At 64.5% G+C, this 18,321-nt stretch carries 12 protein-coding genes; 3 read left to right on the forward strand and 9 right to left on the reverse strand.

Annotation, left to right across the window (positions count from 1 at the left end; genetic code table 11):
• The first annotated feature begins 17 nt into the window (after positions 1-17).
• Positions 18-647, forward strand: coding sequence for a TetR/AcrR family transcriptional regulator (locus IU448_RS19560; RefSeq protein ID WP_195057113.1), 630 nt, complete (start codon positions 18-20; stop codon positions 645-647).
• Here IU448_RS19560 and IU448_RS19565 read toward each other — a convergent pair.
• From IU448_RS19565 to IU448_RS19595, 7 genes are all read right to left on the reverse strand, one after another.
• Positions 629-1,054 carry a hypothetical protein gene (locus IU448_RS19565; protein WP_195057114.1) on the reverse strand — a complete coding sequence of 142 codons (426 nt, stop codon included), beginning with the start codon at positions 1,052-1,054 and terminating at the stop codon, positions 629-631. The two genes, IU448_RS19560 and IU448_RS19565, sit on opposite strands and share 19 nt — an antisense overlap.
• Complete coding sequence (locus tag IU448_RS19570; RefSeq protein WP_416383025.1) at positions 1,051-1,866, reverse strand: isoprenyl transferase; 816 nt, start codon at positions 1,864-1,866, stop codon at positions 1,051-1,053. The genes IU448_RS19565 and IU448_RS19570 overlap by 4 nt, the downstream gene beginning before the upstream one ends.
• 97 nt (positions 1,867-1,963) lie before the next feature.
• Positions 1,964-2,194 (reverse strand): hypothetical protein, encoded by a 231-nt coding sequence (locus tag IU448_RS19575; protein ID WP_195057115.1) that lies wholly within the window; start codon positions 2,192-2,194, stop codon positions 1,964-1,966.
• Positions 2,170-12,384: a toxin glutamine deamidase domain-containing protein gene (locus IU448_RS19580; RefSeq protein WP_195057116.1), complete on the reverse strand. Its 10,215-nt coding sequence runs from the start codon at positions 12,382-12,384 to the stop codon at positions 2,170-2,172. The genes IU448_RS19575 and IU448_RS19580 overlap by 25 nt, the downstream gene beginning before the upstream one ends.
• A gap of 22 nt (positions 12,385-12,406) precedes the next feature.
• Complete coding sequence (locus tag IU448_RS19585; RefSeq protein ID WP_195057117.1) at positions 12,407-14,041, reverse strand: WXG100 family type VII secretion target; 1,635 nt, start codon at positions 14,039-14,041, stop codon at positions 12,407-12,409.
• A 77-nt stretch (positions 14,042-14,118) separates the two neighbouring features.
• On the reverse strand, positions 14,119-14,577 hold the full coding sequence (locus IU448_RS19590; protein WP_195057118.1) for a YbaB/EbfC family nucleoid-associated protein: 459 nt from the start codon (positions 14,575-14,577) through the stop codon (positions 14,119-14,121).
• A 174-nt stretch (positions 14,578-14,751) separates the two neighbouring features.
• The gene (locus IU448_RS19595) at positions 14,752-15,114 is read right to left on the reverse strand and encodes a YbaB/EbfC family nucleoid-associated protein (protein ID WP_195057119.1); all 363 of its coding nucleotides are present in this window, start codon (positions 15,112-15,114) and stop codon (positions 14,752-14,754) included.
• Between the two features lie 143 nt (positions 15,115-15,257).
• Between IU448_RS19595 and IU448_RS19600 the strand changes: the two genes are divergently transcribed.
• Both IU448_RS19600 and IU448_RS19605 read left to right on the forward strand, forming a co-directional pair.
• The gene (locus IU448_RS19600; protein WP_195057120.1) at positions 15,258-16,208 is read left to right on the forward strand and encodes a helix-turn-helix domain-containing protein; all 951 of its coding nucleotides are present in this window, start codon (positions 15,258-15,260) and stop codon (positions 16,206-16,208) included.
• Entirely contained in the window at positions 16,205-17,182 is a 978-nt protein-coding gene (locus IU448_RS19605; protein ID WP_195057121.1) for a helix-turn-helix domain-containing protein, read from the forward strand. The genes IU448_RS19600 and IU448_RS19605 overlap by 4 nt, the downstream gene beginning before the upstream one ends.
• A gap of 45 nt (positions 17,183-17,227) precedes the next feature.
• On the opposite strand, the gene IU448_RS19610 is transcribed toward IU448_RS19605, so the two are convergent.
• Together IU448_RS19610 and recO are read right to left on the reverse strand one after the other, a co-directional pair.
• Positions 17,228-17,530: a hypothetical protein gene (locus tag IU448_RS19610; RefSeq protein ID WP_195057122.1), complete on the reverse strand. Its 303-nt coding sequence runs from the start codon at positions 17,528-17,530 to the stop codon at positions 17,228-17,230.
• A 49-nt stretch (positions 17,531-17,579) separates the two neighbouring features.
• Complete coding sequence (gene recO / locus IU448_RS19615) at positions 17,580-18,317, reverse strand: DNA repair protein RecO (protein ID WP_195057123.1); 738 nt, start codon at positions 18,315-18,317, stop codon at positions 17,580-17,582.
• Positions 18,318-18,321 lie beyond the last annotated feature (4 nt).

The following is an 18,321-nucleotide window of genomic DNA, read 5'->3' on the forward strand; positions in this document are numbered from 1 at the left end:
TCGTTTTAGTTTGGGGTATGCCCCGAGTCAGTGACGAACACCTGGAACGCCGCCGGCAGCAGATACTCGACGCCGCCCGGATCTGCTTCGTCCGCAAAGGGTTCCACCAGACCTCCATGCAGGACGTCTTCAACGAATCGGGCCTGTCGGCCGGGGCCGTCTACCGTTACTTCAAAGGCAAGGACGAACTGGTGGTCGCGCTGGCCTCCACCGCCGCGGGCGATATCCGCGCCCGGATGGAAGAGGTGATCCGCCGCGACCCCCTCCCGCCCCCGGCAGAACTGGTAGCCCATCTGACTACCTGGATCGACGCCCAAACCGGCCCGGAAGGCCGGTTACGGCTGGCCCCGCAGGCCTGGTCACTGGCCTTGATCGACGACAACGCCGCCGAACCCGTACGCCGGACCATGACCGGTATCCGGGCGATGTGGCGCGCCTACGTCGAACGGATGCATGAGCAGGGCTGGCTCCCCGCCGACGCAGACCTCGACGCCGTTACGGCCGCACTGTTCGGTCTGCTACCCGGCTATGTCCTACAGCACCTGATCATCGGCGAGGTGGACCGGGATCAGTACATACGCGGCGTCGCCACGCTCCTGCCCTACGGACCACCGGATCGATCCGGCGATCAGGGCAGCAAACCCTGACGCGCCTCACCCGCACCGCTGAGCACCAGCAACAGCATGGTGGTCAGCGCCTGATCGTCCAGCCCTGCCGCCGGGAAGGTGTAGCGCAGGATCACATCGGCGAGCTTCCCGTGCGCGATCACGGCGATCGACCCGAACTGCAGCGCGGCATTACGCTCGGCCACCCGCTTGTGCAACTGCGGTTTGAGCGGGCGATCCCAGGCCAGCACACAGGTCAGCGACAGCACTTCCAGACCGGGTGTCAGCGTGAACGCGCTCAGCGAACACAGCGCGCCCTGGAAATCGAAACGCAGCGACCCATCGGTATCGACCCGGACATCGATATCGTGTAGACCCAGGCCGGCGCCGGCGCGCGCCTTCAGCTCGATCTCGGAGGTCACGGCACCGGAATCCGCATCGGAGGTCATTTGGTACCACCGAACCGGCGATCCCGCCGCGCGTACTCCATACAGGCATCCCACAGGTTGCGGCGGTCGAAATCCGGGAACAAGGTGTCCTGATAGACGAACTCCGCGTACGCGGACTGCCAGATCAGGAAATTCGAACTCCGGTATTCCCCCGAGGGCCGCAGGAAAAGATCCACATCGGGCATATCGGGTTCGTCCATGTACCGGGCGAGCATGGCCTCGTTCACCTTCTCCGGGTCCACCTCGCCTGCCGCCACCCGCCGCGCGATTTCCCGGGCGGCATCGGCGATCTCGGCACGGCCACCGTAGTTCACGCACATGGTCAGGGTCATCACGGTGTTGTCCTGCGTGAGCTCCTGCGCGACCTCGAGCTCCTTGATCACACTGCGCCACAACCGCGGTCGCCGCCCCGCCCAGCGCACCCGCACCCCCATCTCGTGCATCTCGTCTCGCCGCCGCCGGATCACATCGCGGTTGAAGCCCATGAGGAAACGCACCTCCTCAGGGCTGCGCCGCCAATTCTCGGTGGAGAACGCGTACGCCGACAGCCACTTCACCCCGATCTCGATACACCCCTCGACGGTGTCCATGAGCACGGCCTCGCCCTTCTCGTGCCCCGCTGTCCGTGGAAGCCCCCGCTCCTGCGCCCAGCGACCGTTGCCGTCCATCACCAGCGCGACATGCCTGGGCACCAGCTCCGCAGGGATCTCCGGCGGACGGGCCCCGGAAGGGTGGGGTGACGGCGGTCGGATGGTGCGGGCGGTCGCGGACGCGGATACGTCCGAACCGGTGGGGTCACGACGCAGGATCACGCACACCATCCTGCCCGACGAAGTCCCGATCATTTCGCGCGGTCCCATACTGCCGGAATGCACCCGCCGAACCGGCGCTACTTCTCGACTGCACGAGTCAGTTGCCCGGTCGCCGAAGCTCCATTGCTTTGGTCCGCCACTGTTCGACCAGCAGGCGCGACCGAGCCTCGAACTCCAGCCGGTCGGCGGCCGGCCACGATTCCATATCGATATCGAGTTCGCGATCCTCAACGAATTCCATGAATTGATCGCCCATGGCCTTACTGCGTTGCCGGATGAATTCGCGCACCTCGGGCGATACCTTCACAGCTTTCTCATGCCGTGCCATACCGAACCTTTCATCACCGATTCGCCGAGCTTCGGGTCGTCTCCCGACAACAGCACGATCTCTCGTGGTGTAGGCATATCCTCGACAGGACCTTCCAACCTTTCCAGTATCTCGTCCAGAACCTGCTGATCGCGGGGCGTCGAAACCGCTCGCACCTCGGCGATCCGTATGCCGATGTCCTCGATGCACTCATCGATCTGGTCAGGGTCCCAGTCATACCCCGCCCTCGCCCAGACCAGTCCCCCGTCCTCGTCGGCGGCGAGCAGACCGATTCGGTCCACTCCACATCTGCGATAATAGTTTTCGATGGCCGTCGAGAACACACCGGCAAACCCCTTCCGTCGCGCATGTTCTTCCAACTTGAAAAGTTCGTGATTTGCCACAATTGCATCATTTTCGTCGATTTCGAAATTGCGTTGCACGAAACCGACCTCAGTCCCGTTCTCATCTACGATACGACCCGACATGTAGATCCCCGAGCTGGGATAACCGCCGATTTTCACCGGCGACATATACATTGCGGCGATATCGGTCAACCGGTAAGGCCCGTACTGCTGCTCGAGTCCCTTCAACGCACTGGTCAGCTCGTGATCATCGGCAACTTCGGGATCAACGCGAAGCAACTCCCCGAGCGGTGCGACCGCAGACAGATCCGGCACCGTATACGAGCGACCCCGAGTCGTCGAAACCCGCGGGGTGTCGTCCGGTTCGGCCGGCACTCCGGCTATCGCCGCGTGACTCTCGGACCCGGGCACCTGCTCCCCCGGGCTCGCAAGCATCTTCCGGCTCCACGGAGTCGACCCGCGCCAGGACGCATCACCTGCCGAGGTTCGGGGTTGCGCTGTGGGGCCGGCCGAATCATCAGTGGTCGGCTGTCCACTCGGTGGCTCACCGATGTCGTATCCGGCGCCGGGGTTCGAGAAACCATCCGGATCGGCGCTGTCGTGGGGATCTTGATCAGCGAAGGCACCGCGAAGCGCGATCCGAGCTTCGGCCAGAATTCGCGCTGCCATATCCGGCTGCATACCCAGGTGAGCCGCGGATTCCGTCACAGGAATTTGGTGTATGAAGCAGAGTTCTACCAAATCTTTCACGCGGTCATCGCCGGGAAATTCCCTTTCCAGAGCCTGTGCCATGGTTTCACGGACAACCGTATCCAACTCGACCCGCCGAAACGCATCGACATCGACATCCAGCTGACGTGTTCGCCCATCCTCGAAAGCCAGTCCGCCCGAGGCGCTTCCGCGTCCATGCATCAGCTGCAACGCCGCTTCGACATCCTCGTGCCGCATCCCCAACTCAGCAGCCAATTCCCGGGCATCGGGCACCGCTCCATCGCCTTCGGAATGCCTTGAAACCGCACCGCTGACCCGTGCCACACGGTCCCTATCCGCGCTTGACAGATCGGGATACATGAACCGGAAATACTCTCCCTTCAACCAAGATTTGGCGGTACCGACGGCGTAGGCCACGAAGGTTCCACGCAAGGGGTTGTGTAGAGTAATTCTATCGAGAATAACTTCTCGGAGATCCTGCGCCACGTCCTCCGCTCTCGCCCCATCGCCAGAGACCCAGGTTGCCCGGCCGACAGCCCTCCGAACAATCTCCTCGATCGAAACATATTCACCATCGGACTTCTGCCACTTGTATTCTTCGAAGATACGGTCCCGAATAAATGCCTCATGGGAAGAAGCGGGGGCAGCAACAAGGACGGACCAGAATAAATCCTCCACTTCTTGGGTATCGCGATCTTCTCGCCCCAGGGCCCCACCCTGCCCTGTGTAATAATTTTCGATCGCCGAACGTATCAACTCTGCCGGCACGCCTACCGCGTGACAAAATTTGCGAAGATTACGCATGGTCGGCCGTGTGGCGGAATCACCTTCCCAAAGCCGAATCTCCAGAGGCTGCACACCGATACGGTTCGCTAGTTCCTCCTTTGTCAGTCCATGAAACTGCCTCGTCTTCCGCAGCCAACGGTTCAAAGGATGTTCCCGCGGGTCGGGATCATCGAGGTCCGGTAGGTAAAACTCTCCATCGCGACCGGGCAAGCCGAATCTGTCCGCAGCTTGCTGAAGAACCTCTAGCGGAACCCCGATATTGCGATGCAACGAAAGAAAGAAAGCGTCTGTTCTCGGTTTCATTCCGCGTTTTATCCAAGTATTCAAGTTCCAGGACCGAGTTTCCGCAGCATCGGCGAAATCCCTGTAACTCATCCCTAACGCAGAAATACTGTCTGCCATCCAGGAAGAGAAGTCATCAGGTGCATAAATTTCCGGGGAGGGCACCACACGCGCCACCGAATCGGAGTCACCGATCACCACATCGTAGAGCTGGACTACCTTCCCCGAACTATCCTTGATCTGGAAATGATCCAACGCCGCTTGAACCGCCCCGGAAGGCATCCCCTCGAGCATGTCCAATGCCAACAAGTTACTGCGATCGACCATCTTGCCCGATTCCCAGTCCCTCACAACCGAGCCGGTCACCCCGATCACTTCTCCGAGAGCATCTTGCGTTGTATTCAAATGTTCTTCGCGAACGCGCTGGAGCCAGGAGCCGAACGAATCGTACCTGCCATGATTCGAAAACAGGTGACTCGAATCCAACTGGACGACATTACCTGTCTTATCCCTGACCCCGAAATGATCCAACGCATCCTGCAGCGCCCCGGACGGCATCCTTTCCAGCCGATCTATCAACAACAGATGGCCGTGCCGCGGTATTCTGCCGGACTCCCAACGAATCACCGTCATAACACCCACACCCAACTCGGCGGCGAACTCCGCCTGAGTCAACTCCAGGCGAACTCGCACACCGGCCAGCCAGTCGTTGAAAGAAGGAAAGTAGGAGAAATCCTTCAAACCACGACCCGGATACACCTGCACCGGATTTCCGTCGGTATCGCGGATGCGAAAGTGATCCAAGGCTGCCTGCAACGCTCCGGAAGGCATCCCCTCGAGCTTGTCCAACGCCAACAAGTTCCGGCGACCGGGTACTTCGCCCGCCTCCCAGTAATTCACAGTCGACGCAGCGACTCCTATCCGTGCGCCCAGCCGCGAAGCAGTCATACCCAGGTGGTCTTCGCGGACGCGCTGGAGCCACGAACCGAACGAATCGTACCTGCCATGATTCGAAAACAGGTGACTCGAATCCAACTGGACGACATTACCTGTCTTATCCCTGACCCCGAAATGATCCAGCGCGCCCTGCAGCGCCCCGGACGGCATCCTTTCCAGCCGATCTATCAACAACAGGTGACCGTGCCGAGGTATTCTGCCGGACTCCCAATTATAAACAGTGCGAGTAGCTACTCCTACCTCTACGGCGAACATCTTCGGGCTTAATCCAAAATGCGACCTGACACTCTTCAGCCAGTCTCCGAACGAAGAATGCTCAGCAGGGCCCGGGAAGGATGATCCGCCGGGATCCGGCGTATTCGTTATTTCTTCGGCACCGCCGACGACACCGTGCACTCGCACGTTCTCATCCGTCTCCACTATGTCGGTGACGCGCCACTGAATGCCCGGTGGCAGCAGTATCTCGTTATCGTCCCCGTTTCGCAGGAAGGCAACCGGGGTTCCGGCCGAGACCGTCAAGTGAAGTACACCGGGCATATGCTCGAGATAAACCGGCACATTCGGATCCGGCGTGGTCGACAGGAACGCCGACTCTTCCACCGTATCCCCCTCGCGGAGAGCGGATAAACGATTGGGTTTCACCCTGCGCTGCACCACCACCGCATCCGGCAACGGCTTCATCATCACGCGGATCTGCTCCACGATGGAATCGACATCGGCCTCCGACCAGGGCCTTCGAGTGTGATTCCGCCAATCGGGGTTTCCGCGCAGGTAGTGGTTGATCGCCGAGCCCTCGGTGACGTAAGTATTCAACAGCTTATGGTTTTCGGTACCGTCATACCAGTGTTCCTGCGCATAAGCACGTACCGATTCGGCCGAATCGAAAACGATCGTGTCGGGTCGCCCGAGGTCGGAACTCGACGGGAATGCATCAGCGTGATCACTGCCCGAGTGATGCCCCTCCGAGTCTTCGACTCTCACGGGTTCGACCGGCCTCGGCCTGAGCCGGACGACCGCCACGTCGTCCTCCCACACCACCGGAACCTCTTCGCTGAAAGGTTCAGGCGGCACCGGGGCGGAATCCGGTTTCTCGGAAAGTACGCGCTCGTCACGCACGTACTCTGGTGAATGTGACACGGACGTATCCGTATTTCGGCCGCTGAACGGATCCGCTCCGGGTGGCACCGTGATGGCCTTCACCGACAGCGAATGCTCAGCCAGCTTTTCGGGAACCTCGCGACTCAACTCGCCGCTCTGCGGATCCCACCAGACCGGGCCCGATTCCCCCTTCGGATGCACGAGCAGTGACACATGGCTCGCGCCCGGCTCACCGTCGTCCTCACGCCATCTGTTGCTGATGATGGCCGCTGTACCCGGGCCGCTTCGACGGACTTGCCGATGCAGCTCTTCGAGCTGATCCCGGACTGTCCCGGAGTCCGGTTCGGGTACGTACCACTCTCGCCCGACCGCTCCAGCGATGCGTTGAGCGCCTCGGTGTTCGCCCACAGCTGTATCCAGGGAGACAGCCCGATCGATCCAGCGCGGATACGCCACTGTGGGGCGGCCGAAAAACGAGTCCAGGGCCGCCACCACACAGTCGACACAGTTGGTGTTGCGACCGGGTTGCCCGAAACCGCCGGCGTTGATCAGTTTCCCGTAGGGGTTCTCCATGGGGTCCGCCCATACGGCGTACCGGTCGCCTTCGCGGAGCGCTTCCTCCACCCTCTCCTGATGGCCGCGTTTCTCGAGAAGCCCGAGACCACCCGGACCGATCACCCGCGTAGCGGACAACGAATCGTTTCGCCCAGCCGCGGCGGCGGCGAGATCTTCTGCCAGAGTGTGCATGTCGTCGCCGGTGAAGCCGGGCTCGTCCCCGGCGGGCGTAATGGGCAGGCCCAGTTGTCGCCGCACCCTGTCGACAATCACGCGGGCATCGTCGTCGCTGGTCCACAAGTCCGGGCCCGACCCCGGCTGTCCATACCACACCAGCAAATGGCCGTCCGCGGGCTCTTCCGTATCGACTACGTCGATCACCAACCGTTCACCGGACGGCAGCCGCGCCGCCGGCGAGGCATTGAGTATCTTGTCGACCGCTACCCGGACATTGCCCAGCACTGCATTTTTCTCATGAGCGGAGGCTGTGAGGTTCGGCGTGAGATGGACGAACACATCGGCGACCACCACCGGTGATCCGTCGATATCGAATCGCCGGGCTTGGTAGGCAGGTCGGTCGACAGTGTTCTCGGAACGGTTGCGTCCGTCCACAACGAGTGCTACTCCCCCTTCCGGTGCGCGGGTCCGACAGGACATGCGCAGTGTCCGGGCTTGCGCGGTCCTTAGGGCGGGCGACCCCTCGCCGACGCCCGGGCCCCGACCCGATCGACCGCCCGCCGCATCGTCGGAGACATTCGGCGGTCCAGGGGCAACGCCGCGATCGGAAGTCTCACCGGCACCGGAATCGGGCTGCGAGAACGGTGGGCCATCGTCACGAGGCGGGCCCAGGTTTCCTGCGCCGGGGTCTGTTCCCGGCAAGCCCACGGCACCGCCGCCTGTCTCCCTTTCGTCCGAGATATTCGGGTCCCGGCGCGATATGCCGCTACCTCCGGGTTCGGGTAGGCCGCGATAGGGCGGCCGATCGGAACCGCTCGTGGGGGACGGCCCCACATCCGTAAGCGCCTGCCGTGCACTGCCGTGATGGATTTCGAACCAGTGAGTTACGGTCCGGCTCTCCGTGCCCAGTTCGACACTGCGGCCGTTCGCATCGGCTCGGGCCAGAAAGTGGGGCCCTGCTGCTGCCGGACTGCCAGAACCCGCGGATTCGGTAGCGGGGCGGTCGCCGTACCACGGTGACAGATGTACTGCGCGTCCTTCGGACAGAGTAGTCTCGACTGTCAGACGCATACCCCGGCCACGGGGGCCTTCGGCTGTCGACTCGATTGTCACCCGGCCCGCGGGATCCGGCGAATCGACCAAACCTCGCGCATATGTCTCTGCGAACATCGCGGCGGCCGCATTGATCTGATCAGCCGTCATCCAAGGATGCTCGGCGCGTAGCTGTTTCCGAACCCGGGCCTCCTGCCGGTCCACTTCGGTGTCCTCGGCTTGTGCGTCACGTGCGTCGCGCCCGTGTCCTATCTCCCAGGCAAGGGGCGAGTGCCCTGCTTCGGCGACGGCTCGCTCCACCACACTCGGTTCCCGAGACAGCCGCCATACTGTCTCGGATCGACTGTCGACCGTTCCCGTGAACGATTCGATCACTGCGATATCCCGTAGACCGCTCTCTCCGGCCGGGCCCGGTGATGTGACGACGAGTTCCACAGAGCCTGCGGTGGCAGCCACCGTTGCGGCCACGGCATCGGCGATCTCGCGAACATACTGGGGGTCCGGCGTCCAGGAGGTCAGCCACAGGCCCAACATGGTGCGCACCGTATTCGCATTGCTCGCGTCGATATCCCGGATGCTGGCCACTGTTTCGGTCGCGGGACCTTCGGCCCTGCGTTCATCGAGGCCATGCATGGGCTGCTCGGGGCCGGGTTCGCCGGTTTCCGGTGGACGCCGGCTCCGGGCCGGCCGAGCCCCCTCTCCTCGAATACGGAACTCTTCTAGCGCGATCGCCCAGATATCACCCGGAATTCCGAGATTCTCACGCAACCGGCGCTGGTTTTCGAGATTCGGGGGTGATTCGTTGCGCAACCACTTTTCCACCGTGGGAACACTTACTCCCAGTGCCTGCGCGAGATCCGAAGCGGTCTTGCCGCGGTTGTCCATTGTCGCTCGCAGCCAGTTACCGAGCTTCGCACCGGTCTCCGAGAACCGGCGCGGATCCAGAGCGGCGTCGAATGTCGTATCCAGCTGGTAAAGAGTGCCGCTGGAATCACGCAGGCCGAAACGCTCGACAGCGGCCTGCAGCGTATCGGCAGGCAGGCCCGAATCGTCACGCAAACGCTGCATTACAGCCGGACTCGGGTGTCCGCTGCCGTCGAGCCATCTGTGTACAACCTCTGTGTTCACGCCCGCCGCGGCGGCAAATTGCACCTCGTCCATACCGAGTCCGCCGACAGCATCTCGGAGCCAGCGGCCGAACCCGGAGTAGGTGGGAGAGTAGTCGGCAGGTTCGGGCAGTGCGCCGATATCCGTTGGCTGCGAGAGGTTCTCGGGACCATCCGAATTCGGCTTCTGTCGAGCTCCGTCACCACCCCGAGCTTGTCCGGAGGCCCCGGTCGGACGACCTGCGGCCAGAGCGAACGATCCTCTCCTGTTCTCCGCCAGGACAGTATCCGGCGCCCATCGGACAGTTGCACCACGGCCGATATTCGAGTCGTACCGGGCTTCGTCCGGGCTCGCGGCGGCGGCGAGATCGGCACCCTGTTCCTGGGTGATCGGAATGTAGAAGAGGTCGTCGCTGTGTTCGATCCAGACGCTCGGTGGGCTATCCCAGGTTTCACCCGACTGCGCGTCCCACCACACCGGCTTCGCAGCACCCTCCGGGTAGACGAGCTCGAGAATGTGTCCGTCGCGCTGGGCGGGTTCTTCATCGACGGCCGGCGTCTCCCAACGCACATGAACCAAGGCCGCTGAGCCCGGCCCCATCCGGGCTACCTCGGCATGCAGGTGATCGAACTGGTCCGCAACGGTCACCGCATCGGACGGAGGCCGGAAGAGCTGACCTGTCCATTCCTCGAGACGCTTCCACGGCTCCCCGAGGGGAACGTCCTCGTTGCCGTTGGCGGGTCGCGGCCGGACGATCCGTGGCAGGCTGACCGCAGAACGCCCGTAGTAGGAGAGAATCGCGTCGATACCGAGTTGTACGCAGTTGTTCGAGCGGCCCCGTTTTGTGATGCCGCCGTCGTTGATCAGCCGACCGTAGCGGTTTTTCGAGGGATCGGCGTGGACGCGAGTACGACCGTCCGGGCCGCGCAGCGCATCCTGTACGGCGACGAGATGCGCCCTGTCTTCGAGTGGGGCGTACTTGTCGGCGGGCGCAATGTCCGGGGCTGTGCGGAACTCGTCGAAGCGGCCCCCGATTTCTCCATTCGCCTGGTCACCCGGATCGTCGGCACCGGAAGCTGTTGCATCGTCGCCCCGAGGGTCGAACTCGCCGACCGCAGCGGACAGTTTCACATCCTCGGGCGAGGACGTGATCAGATCATCCCGGGCGGCGGCATCGTCCGGGCCGCGGTCGGCTGCCGGTGATGGTTCGGTGCGGTCGGGCGGCCTGACCGCGGCGGAAGCACTGTCGCTCGATGGCCTTTGCCGAGTGCGATCCTGGGGAGCGAAGACTGTGGGAGTGGCCTCGGTAGGCGTGTCCGCCTGCGCGGGAGGATGATCGCTCTCCTTCGTGCCGCCGGTCCTGGCGGCGGAGTCCGCCGTCCGGCCCTGATTCGGCCGCACGGCAGCCGGGGTGGGCCGCGACGCTGGATTCGATGCTTCGCCGACACCGACGGGCAGCACAAGCCCGTCGGAGCTTTCCTGCGTGGCATACCCATATTGCGGAGCGACCTGATCGCCTTTTGCTGCGGGTTGGGACTCGTATACATCACGTGACATTTCCGGCCGGTCCGCGGTGCTGTCGGGTGCCCGCGGCTCCGGCGGCACTGCAGGCATATCCCGCTGCGGAATCGCGGTTTCCGAAGCGGTCGCCTGAATCGGCTCCGCGAGCGGAGGCCGGGTGGCGAGTTCCGTCGCGACGCTGTCTGCTGCCCGCGCATCGAGCGGCCGGTCCGCAGCACCGTCACGTAACTGCTCGGCCGTTCCGCGAATATTCGGATCGCCCTCCACCACGGCCGGTCGGGCAGGCTGCTGCGTACTCTCCTGCCGTGCCGCCGGCGACGAATCAGCCGCCGCGGCCGCCGACTCGTCCGAAATCTCTCCAGCCGAAAGACTTTCGGACCGCGAAGCAGTCGCCGTCGGCGAATCCGCTGGAGTGTCGATATCCATTGCGAGGGGCGTGTGCACAGGTATCGGAATGCTCACATCATGCGATGCCGGCGCCGCTGAACGGGGAACGCTGTGCTCCGGCACGGCGAGCGGAGGAACCGATCCCGAGACGCCCCCACTCACCATCGACTCGGTTCCGGGTTCCGAGCTGATCAGCGGGTACGAATCACGGTGGTTGCCGAGCGCTTGGGACAGCTCCGGCACGACCGATGCTTGCTCGACGGGCCCTGGCAGCGGGGTCGCCGGGGGCCGGAGCGCATATCCTGCGGCTCCGATAAGCCCTTCACCGATACCTTGGTACATCGTCTGGGCCAGCTCGATATCGCCGAAATCGCCACCCACCATCAACACGGCCGTGCCGGTGCCGGCCACCGCACCCGCGGCACCGCCGACACCGGCCGAGACGGCCAGTTCCACCATCCACTGGGTTTTCCGGCCCACAGCTGATCCGGCCAACTGCCCCATGGCCTCGGTCAGCGGTTGCATCCAGCGAGCCGCTACATCACCGGCGACTCCGCCGGCGAACCCGGCTGCTGTCGTGACGAGCAATTGCTGCCGGTCAACGATATCGCGGGTGTCGGCGCCGATCTGTAAGGACTGTGCCACCAGGTCGGCCCCACCGCCCTGTATTGCGCCGGACCCGCCGCCGCGCATCAGTATTGCCAGTAGCGGCTGTGATCCGACGATATCGGCCCCGTTGAGCACCAATCGCGCCAGCAGTTGAAGGTAGACGGATTGAATGGTTTTCTTCGCGGTGATCCACCGCGCCAGCGCTACCAGAGCACCACCCGGAAACGCCGCCGCCAACGCCAGCTGCACGGCGAGTATGCACAGTGTGAAGATCACCACGAGTTTCTCGAACTCGATATCGCGGGCGGCGGTCTTCACATGCTCGGTAAGGCTTGCACAGAAATCCGCGAGATCGCGCAGATTCTGCTCCGCAGCGCGCATTCTCTCGGCCGCGGCGGATCCGGCCTCTCCGACGACCGACGCCGCGACTGCCTGTGCCTGCTCGGCCTGGAGGTCGGCGAGTACGTTCAGCTGTGTCTTCGTGTAGTCCCATGCCGCGTCGGCGAGATCGTGGCGCAGGACATCCTCATCGCCTTCCGGGAAATGGCCGGCCGCCAAGGTCACCAGCATCGGCGGGAGAAAAGGCGGCAGGACAAGGGTCATATCGGCGGTTCCCGGGCGGGAGTCACCGAGCGCCGGCGGCTGTTTCGACAAGCAGTCGGTGCAGTGACGCAGCGGCACTGCCGGGAGCGGGCGGCCCCGTGACGACCTCGGCAAACGCTTCCACCAGAAGCGCCGCCGGGTCGAATTCCCGTATGTCTGCCCCCGCGCCCGGAAGGGTGTGCCGCCACTTCCGGTAGTCGGCCGTCAAACGGCCCAGCGACTTCCGGGGTGCCTGCGGGTCGGCGTTCTCGACGAAATAACGGATCAGCGTGCGCTGAACCCTGCGCTGCGCGGCGTGCCCGCCCATGGCGTCCAAGGCCCGGCCCAGCTCGCGGATCACCGCCGCGTGGATCGGGCCGGCCACTCGTCGCACGGTCTCCCCGGTGGGCTCTGGGAGCGGCTCAACGATTTTCGCGCGGTCGAGGACAAGTCGGGCGGCATCGGCCACGGGCCCTTCGTCGCCGCCCACGCGGTCCCAGCGAATACACGCTGTCGAACCGTCCGAGATGTCCGCGATTTCCACCACCCGGAGGTCGAGCACATGATGGGTGGTGAGCACCTGGTCCAGGGCAGCGGCCAATTCCCGGACCGCGGGTTCGCCGATCCCGGCCGATTCGAAGCCGACCGTACTCAGGCCGTGCCGAGCTGCCATCTCATACGCGATCCGCAGTGCTTCCGGCGTCGTGGCCCGTGCGGGTACCGGCTCCGGGCGCGTGGCCGGACGAGCTTTCTCCGGCTTGCCCGGCGCAGCTTTGGACCCAGTTCGCTGCCCGGGTCGGGCCGGAGCAGATTGCTCCGGTTTCCGGCGTGGAGGGGGCTGGGGCGCCACCGGCCGGGGCGGCAGCGGCTCGCCCGCCCGGCTCGGTGATTGCGGCGCGGAAACCGCTCGCCTCGGCGGACTTCCTGCGTCCTTCGGCGGCGCGCTGGACCACGGGGTCGCCCCGGTCTGTCCACCGTTTCCGGTTGCCGGTGATATCGATGCGCTTGCCGGGCGGACAGCTGAGTGCGGTTCGGCCGGTTTCCCTTCCGGTGTTCGCTGGTTCGCGGGACCGGCCGGCGGCACCACCGGCACCTGTCCTGTCTGCTCCGGACCTGGAATTTCCGGACCGGCGCTCTCCGGCAGTCGGGGATGCTGTGCGTCCTCGGAGTCCGGTTGCCGATCCCGGTCCGGTTCCGCGGCGACAGTACGGCCGTCGCCGGGCGGCTCCGCCGAATCGGCCGAGGACGGCGGCATTTCACGCTGCTCCGGAACGAGCGACCCGACGCGCTCGGCCGGTCTTCCGGCAGGCACGAATCCGGGTGACGCCGCCGTGGGCTCGGCCGTGACCGGGTTCCAGGTGAACGGGTCGCGAGGACTGATGTGGTTACCGGAATCGAGATCCCTGGCTTCGAACGCGCCCGCGGTTTCGACCAAACCCGTACCGAGTTCGTCCAGGACGGAGACCATCTGATCGAATACCTCGACGACCTGCTCCGAACTCGGCAGATAGAACTCCTCGAAGGTCTTCCCCGGTTTGTCGGAACCCCAGGCCGCACCCACGCTCGCGATAGCGGCTTTCAATTCCGCGGCCACGAGCATGGCTCGTTCGGCGATATCGCCCTGCCCCGCGGCCGCGGCGCGGAGCCCGGCAAGGTCGACCGATAATGAACCGCCCATGTCAGACTCCTCGAAGCTTCCCTTCCGGGCTTCTCGGCAAAGCTCGAGGCATCAACAGTATTCGTCGGTGGTCCCGCTCACCGCACATGAGAAGAACCAGACGGCCCGTACGGTCTTACCTCTTCCACCGAGGCACCCCAGCCCAGCAGGGACTCCCGGAGTTCGCTGAAACTCGCCGCCCCCGGCAAAAGGTCCGGAAGGTCGGGCGCCGCATCGGCCTCGTTCAACAGTGGAGACAGCACAGATTCGTGGTGCTCCCGGGCCGCGGCCGCGGCCGCACGGGCCGCCTCGGTTATTGCGAACTCCAGCTTTTGCGGGGTACTGCGCATCGCCTTGGCAGTCACTCTGGTCTGCACTACTGTCCCCTCGGCGTCCACGGTCACCTCCACCAGACCGTCGGATGAATTGGCCGCCACTCGGTACACGGCCAACTGCTGCCTGATCTCGGCCAGCTGTTTCTGCTGCGATTCGAACGCGGTGGTCAGCTGATCGATCTGATCGCGGAGTGCGTCATGCAGTGGGGAATGGTCCTGCATCCTCAAGTGCCCTCCTCTCGGATCGGTTGCGGAGACGGCCCGGCCAACGGGCGGCATCCCTGCGATACCGGAACCCTAGGACGACGAGCGCTGCGTGGCGTTACACCGGAGCGCACGAAAATTGCCGCGGGGCGCACAGTTGTGCGCGCGGCCCGAATCTCCACCACGACCGGGCTACCGCAATGCCGCCTCCGCACCTGCCACCGGCACGTGGGATCCCAACAGCGCGAGCAGTTCCGCACATCGGCCGCGGGCAGCGGCGGCAGCTTCGCGGGCGGCTTCGGTGAACGCGGCCCCGAGAGCTTCGGACGGGCCGGTCAGCGCTGCGGCACCGACCTCGGTGCGGACGACAGCACCGTCGGCGTCGACGACGACGCGTACCAGGCCATCATCCGAAACCGCCTCGACCCGCAGCCGATCCAGATCATCGAGTAGTTCGCGCATTCGCTCCCGCCGGACGCCGAACGCCATCAGCAGGGTGTCGACCTGTTCGAGCAGCATCTCATCGGTCCGCGCCGGTTCGCCGGTTATCACCATCGTGAGGATAGATCCGTCGCGATGCCACGGCTTTTTCTCTCGCGCACAGAAATTACAACAATGCGCACATTCGGGACAATACCGGCATTACACCCCGTCCGTTAGCCTGTACGCAGGACCACGGCGGACGAGACACAACAGGGATGACACACAACGCCTACATCGTCGACTCGACGAACACTCAAGATGTCGAAGAGGGAGAGCAGGTCGACTACTGGGTCCACATCATCGATGACTACCAATGTGCGCTGACCTTCGAGGGCGGTAGACGACGCACCTTCCGTGCGCATGCCGAGCGACAACGGACGAGTTCCTATCAACTGGTTGCTTGGCGGTCCGATGAATCGCGGTATCGTCGCAGCCCGCGCAATATCCGGCACGATCCCGACCATGACTATCGGCTGATGTTCCCGGCCCGGGGCGCACTCCAGCTGAGCACCCCCGATATCGATGCCACCTTCGGCACCGGCTGGGCAGCGGTCGCGCCTATGTCCGAGCCGTTCCGGCTGGGCCAAGACGCTACGACCGTCGCCCTCGGACTGACCATTCCACGCAACGAGGTCGACCGCCGGCTCGACAGCGACCGCCCGATCATCACGGGTATCGATCTGAGGTCCGGTCTCGGACGAGTGGTCCGCGAAATGATCACCGGCCTGTTCACCGAGCGCCACAACCTCACCGGCCCTCAGTTCGACGCAATATGCGACCGGGCCGTCGAACTCCTGTGCCTGCTGGAGACCGGCGACACCCCCACCGAACGCCCGCATCTGGCCGAGCTCGAAGCCGGTATCCGCCGCTACGTCCGCGAGCATGCCGACGATCCGACACTGGACGGGCACGCCGTTGCGCACGCACTGGGCTGGTCACTACGTCAGGTACAACTCGCTTTACAGCAATCGGGCACCACACCGCGCCGGCTGATCAAAGAGGAACGTCTCGCCAGAGCAATGGAATACCTGCGCAACCCCGGCTATCGGGATATGACCGTCACCGAACTCGCCCACCGCCTCGGCTTCTCGTCGGTCAGTGCTTTCAGCTCCTCGTTCCGGGAACGCTACGGCCGGGCTCCCTCCAGCATCCGCACCGAATCATGAACTCGACCGACGACAACTACCTCGTGGACAACACGGATACGCGGGATATCGCGCGCGCGGAACGGATCGACTACTGGCTCGACCTCCTGACCGTCTATCAATGCCGCCTCGGCGCGGACGACTACCGGCGCGACGATTTCGCGGGCCGGGCGGTCCGGCAACGTAGTGCCACCTACCAATTGGTCGGATGGCAGTCCCGGCCGATCGTGTACCGGCGGACGCGCGCGCATATCCGCGCCGACCCCGACGACGACTACCGGCTGTTGTTCCCCGTATACGGCCCTATCCGACTCGACGTCGGCGAAACCAGGATATCCGCGGAACCCGGAGACGCGGCCCTGTTCACTATGGCGAAGCCGATCGGGATCCATCAGCCCCCGGACTCGGCGGGATTCGCCCTGACCATCCCTCGCCGCGAGATCGACATACGAATCGGCGACACGGCTGTCGCGCTCAACCACATCGATTTCCGAACCGGCCTGGGACGAGTTGTCAGCGATATGGCCGGCGGACTGTTCACCCAACGACACGAATTCACCGCCGGCGAATTCGACGCGGTCTGCGATCGTCTCGTCGAGCTGGTATGCATGCTGCTGGTCGGCGACAATGCTCCGACAGCCCGCCCCCATCTCGCCGACGTGGAAGCGAGTATCCGCCGCTACGTACGCGCCCACGCGCTCGACCCCGGCCTGGACGGGCATGTCGTCGCGCAGGCGCTCGGATGGTCGGTACGCCAGATCCAGCTAGCCCTGCAGCAAGCCGGAACCAGCCCGCGGCGGTTGATCAAGGAAGAACGTCTGACCCGTGCCATGGCGTACCTACGCAGTCCGGGGCCGCGGCCCCCGACCATCACCGATATCGCCTACCGGTGTGGATTCTCCTCGGTCAGCGCATTCAGCTCGGCATTCCGGGAACGCTACGGACGCAGCCCCTCCGCCGTCCGCGCCGAGCGGCCGACGGAGCAGAACCCATAACGCCCGACCTCGAGAGCGCGCGAGCGCGTGCGCCGAGTGCTGCGGTCACTGTGCAGGTGGGTACACCTGATAACCCGGAACAGGCTCACCGGCCGCGACAGCTCGATCGTATTCTTCGCCGATCAGCACAGGCGGCAGGCTGCGGTGCGCCGTCACCACGCCGCTGGCACTGTTCACGACATAGTTGCCCATCCCGAGTCCGCGGCCCTGCTCCACCTCTGCTTCCGACAGCACAGGCCGACACACCCAGCCGAAACGGCATTCGAGGATCCGGAATCGGCGGTCGGTTCCGAGTACCCTGGCGAGATACGCGTGGACGCGCTCGGGCGTACTGAGTTCCTCGGCCATCAGCGCAGTGTATCCGTGCGAACGGTGGGCTCACCGCGGATGGGGAAAGTCACTGGACAGAGCGCTCGATCAGGGGAAGAGTGCGTAGTTCACGTTCCAGATGCCATTGCAGATGGGCGGCGATCAGGCCACCTGCCTGGCGGCGAGCCGATTCCGGGATATCCGCGACCCGGTCCCAGCGGCCGTGCCGCAGGGCCAGCAGATGATCGAAAACCGCGGGTGCCGGAGTGGCGGCACCGGCCGGTCGGCAATGCACGCAGACCGCGCCGCCGGCACCGATATGGAACGCGCGATGCGGGCCGGGAGTGGCGCAGCGCGCGCATTCGTCGATGGCGGGGGCCCAGCCGGCGTAGTCCATGGCACGCAGCAGGAAGGCGTCGAGGACGAGTTCGTGCGGGCGTTCCCCGGCGGCGATGGCGCGCAGAGCGCCCGCGGTGAGGGTGTGCAGCCGCGGGACGGGAGCGCGTTCCTCCCCGGCCAGGCGTTCGGCGGTTTCCAGGACCGCGCAGGCGGTGGTGTAGCGACCGTAATCGGCGACGATCGCGGTCGCGAATGCCTCCACGGTATGCACCTGGGTCACCGTGTCGAGGCTGCGGCCGGGGTGCAGCTGGATATCGACATAGGCGAATGGCTCCAGCCGCGCCCCGAACTTCGACTTCGTCCGGCGCACCCCCTTCGCCACCGCCCGTACCACTCCGTGTTGCCTGGTCAGCAGTGTGACGATGCGATCGGCTTCGCCCAGCTTATGCTGGCGCAGCACCACCGCATGGTCCCTGTACAACTGCACGCGG

This window comes from Nocardia flavorosea, assembly GCF_015477805.1.
GTDB classification, from domain to species: domain Bacteria; phylum Actinomycetota; class Actinomycetes; order Mycobacteriales; family Mycobacteriaceae; genus Nocardia; species Nocardia flavorosea_A.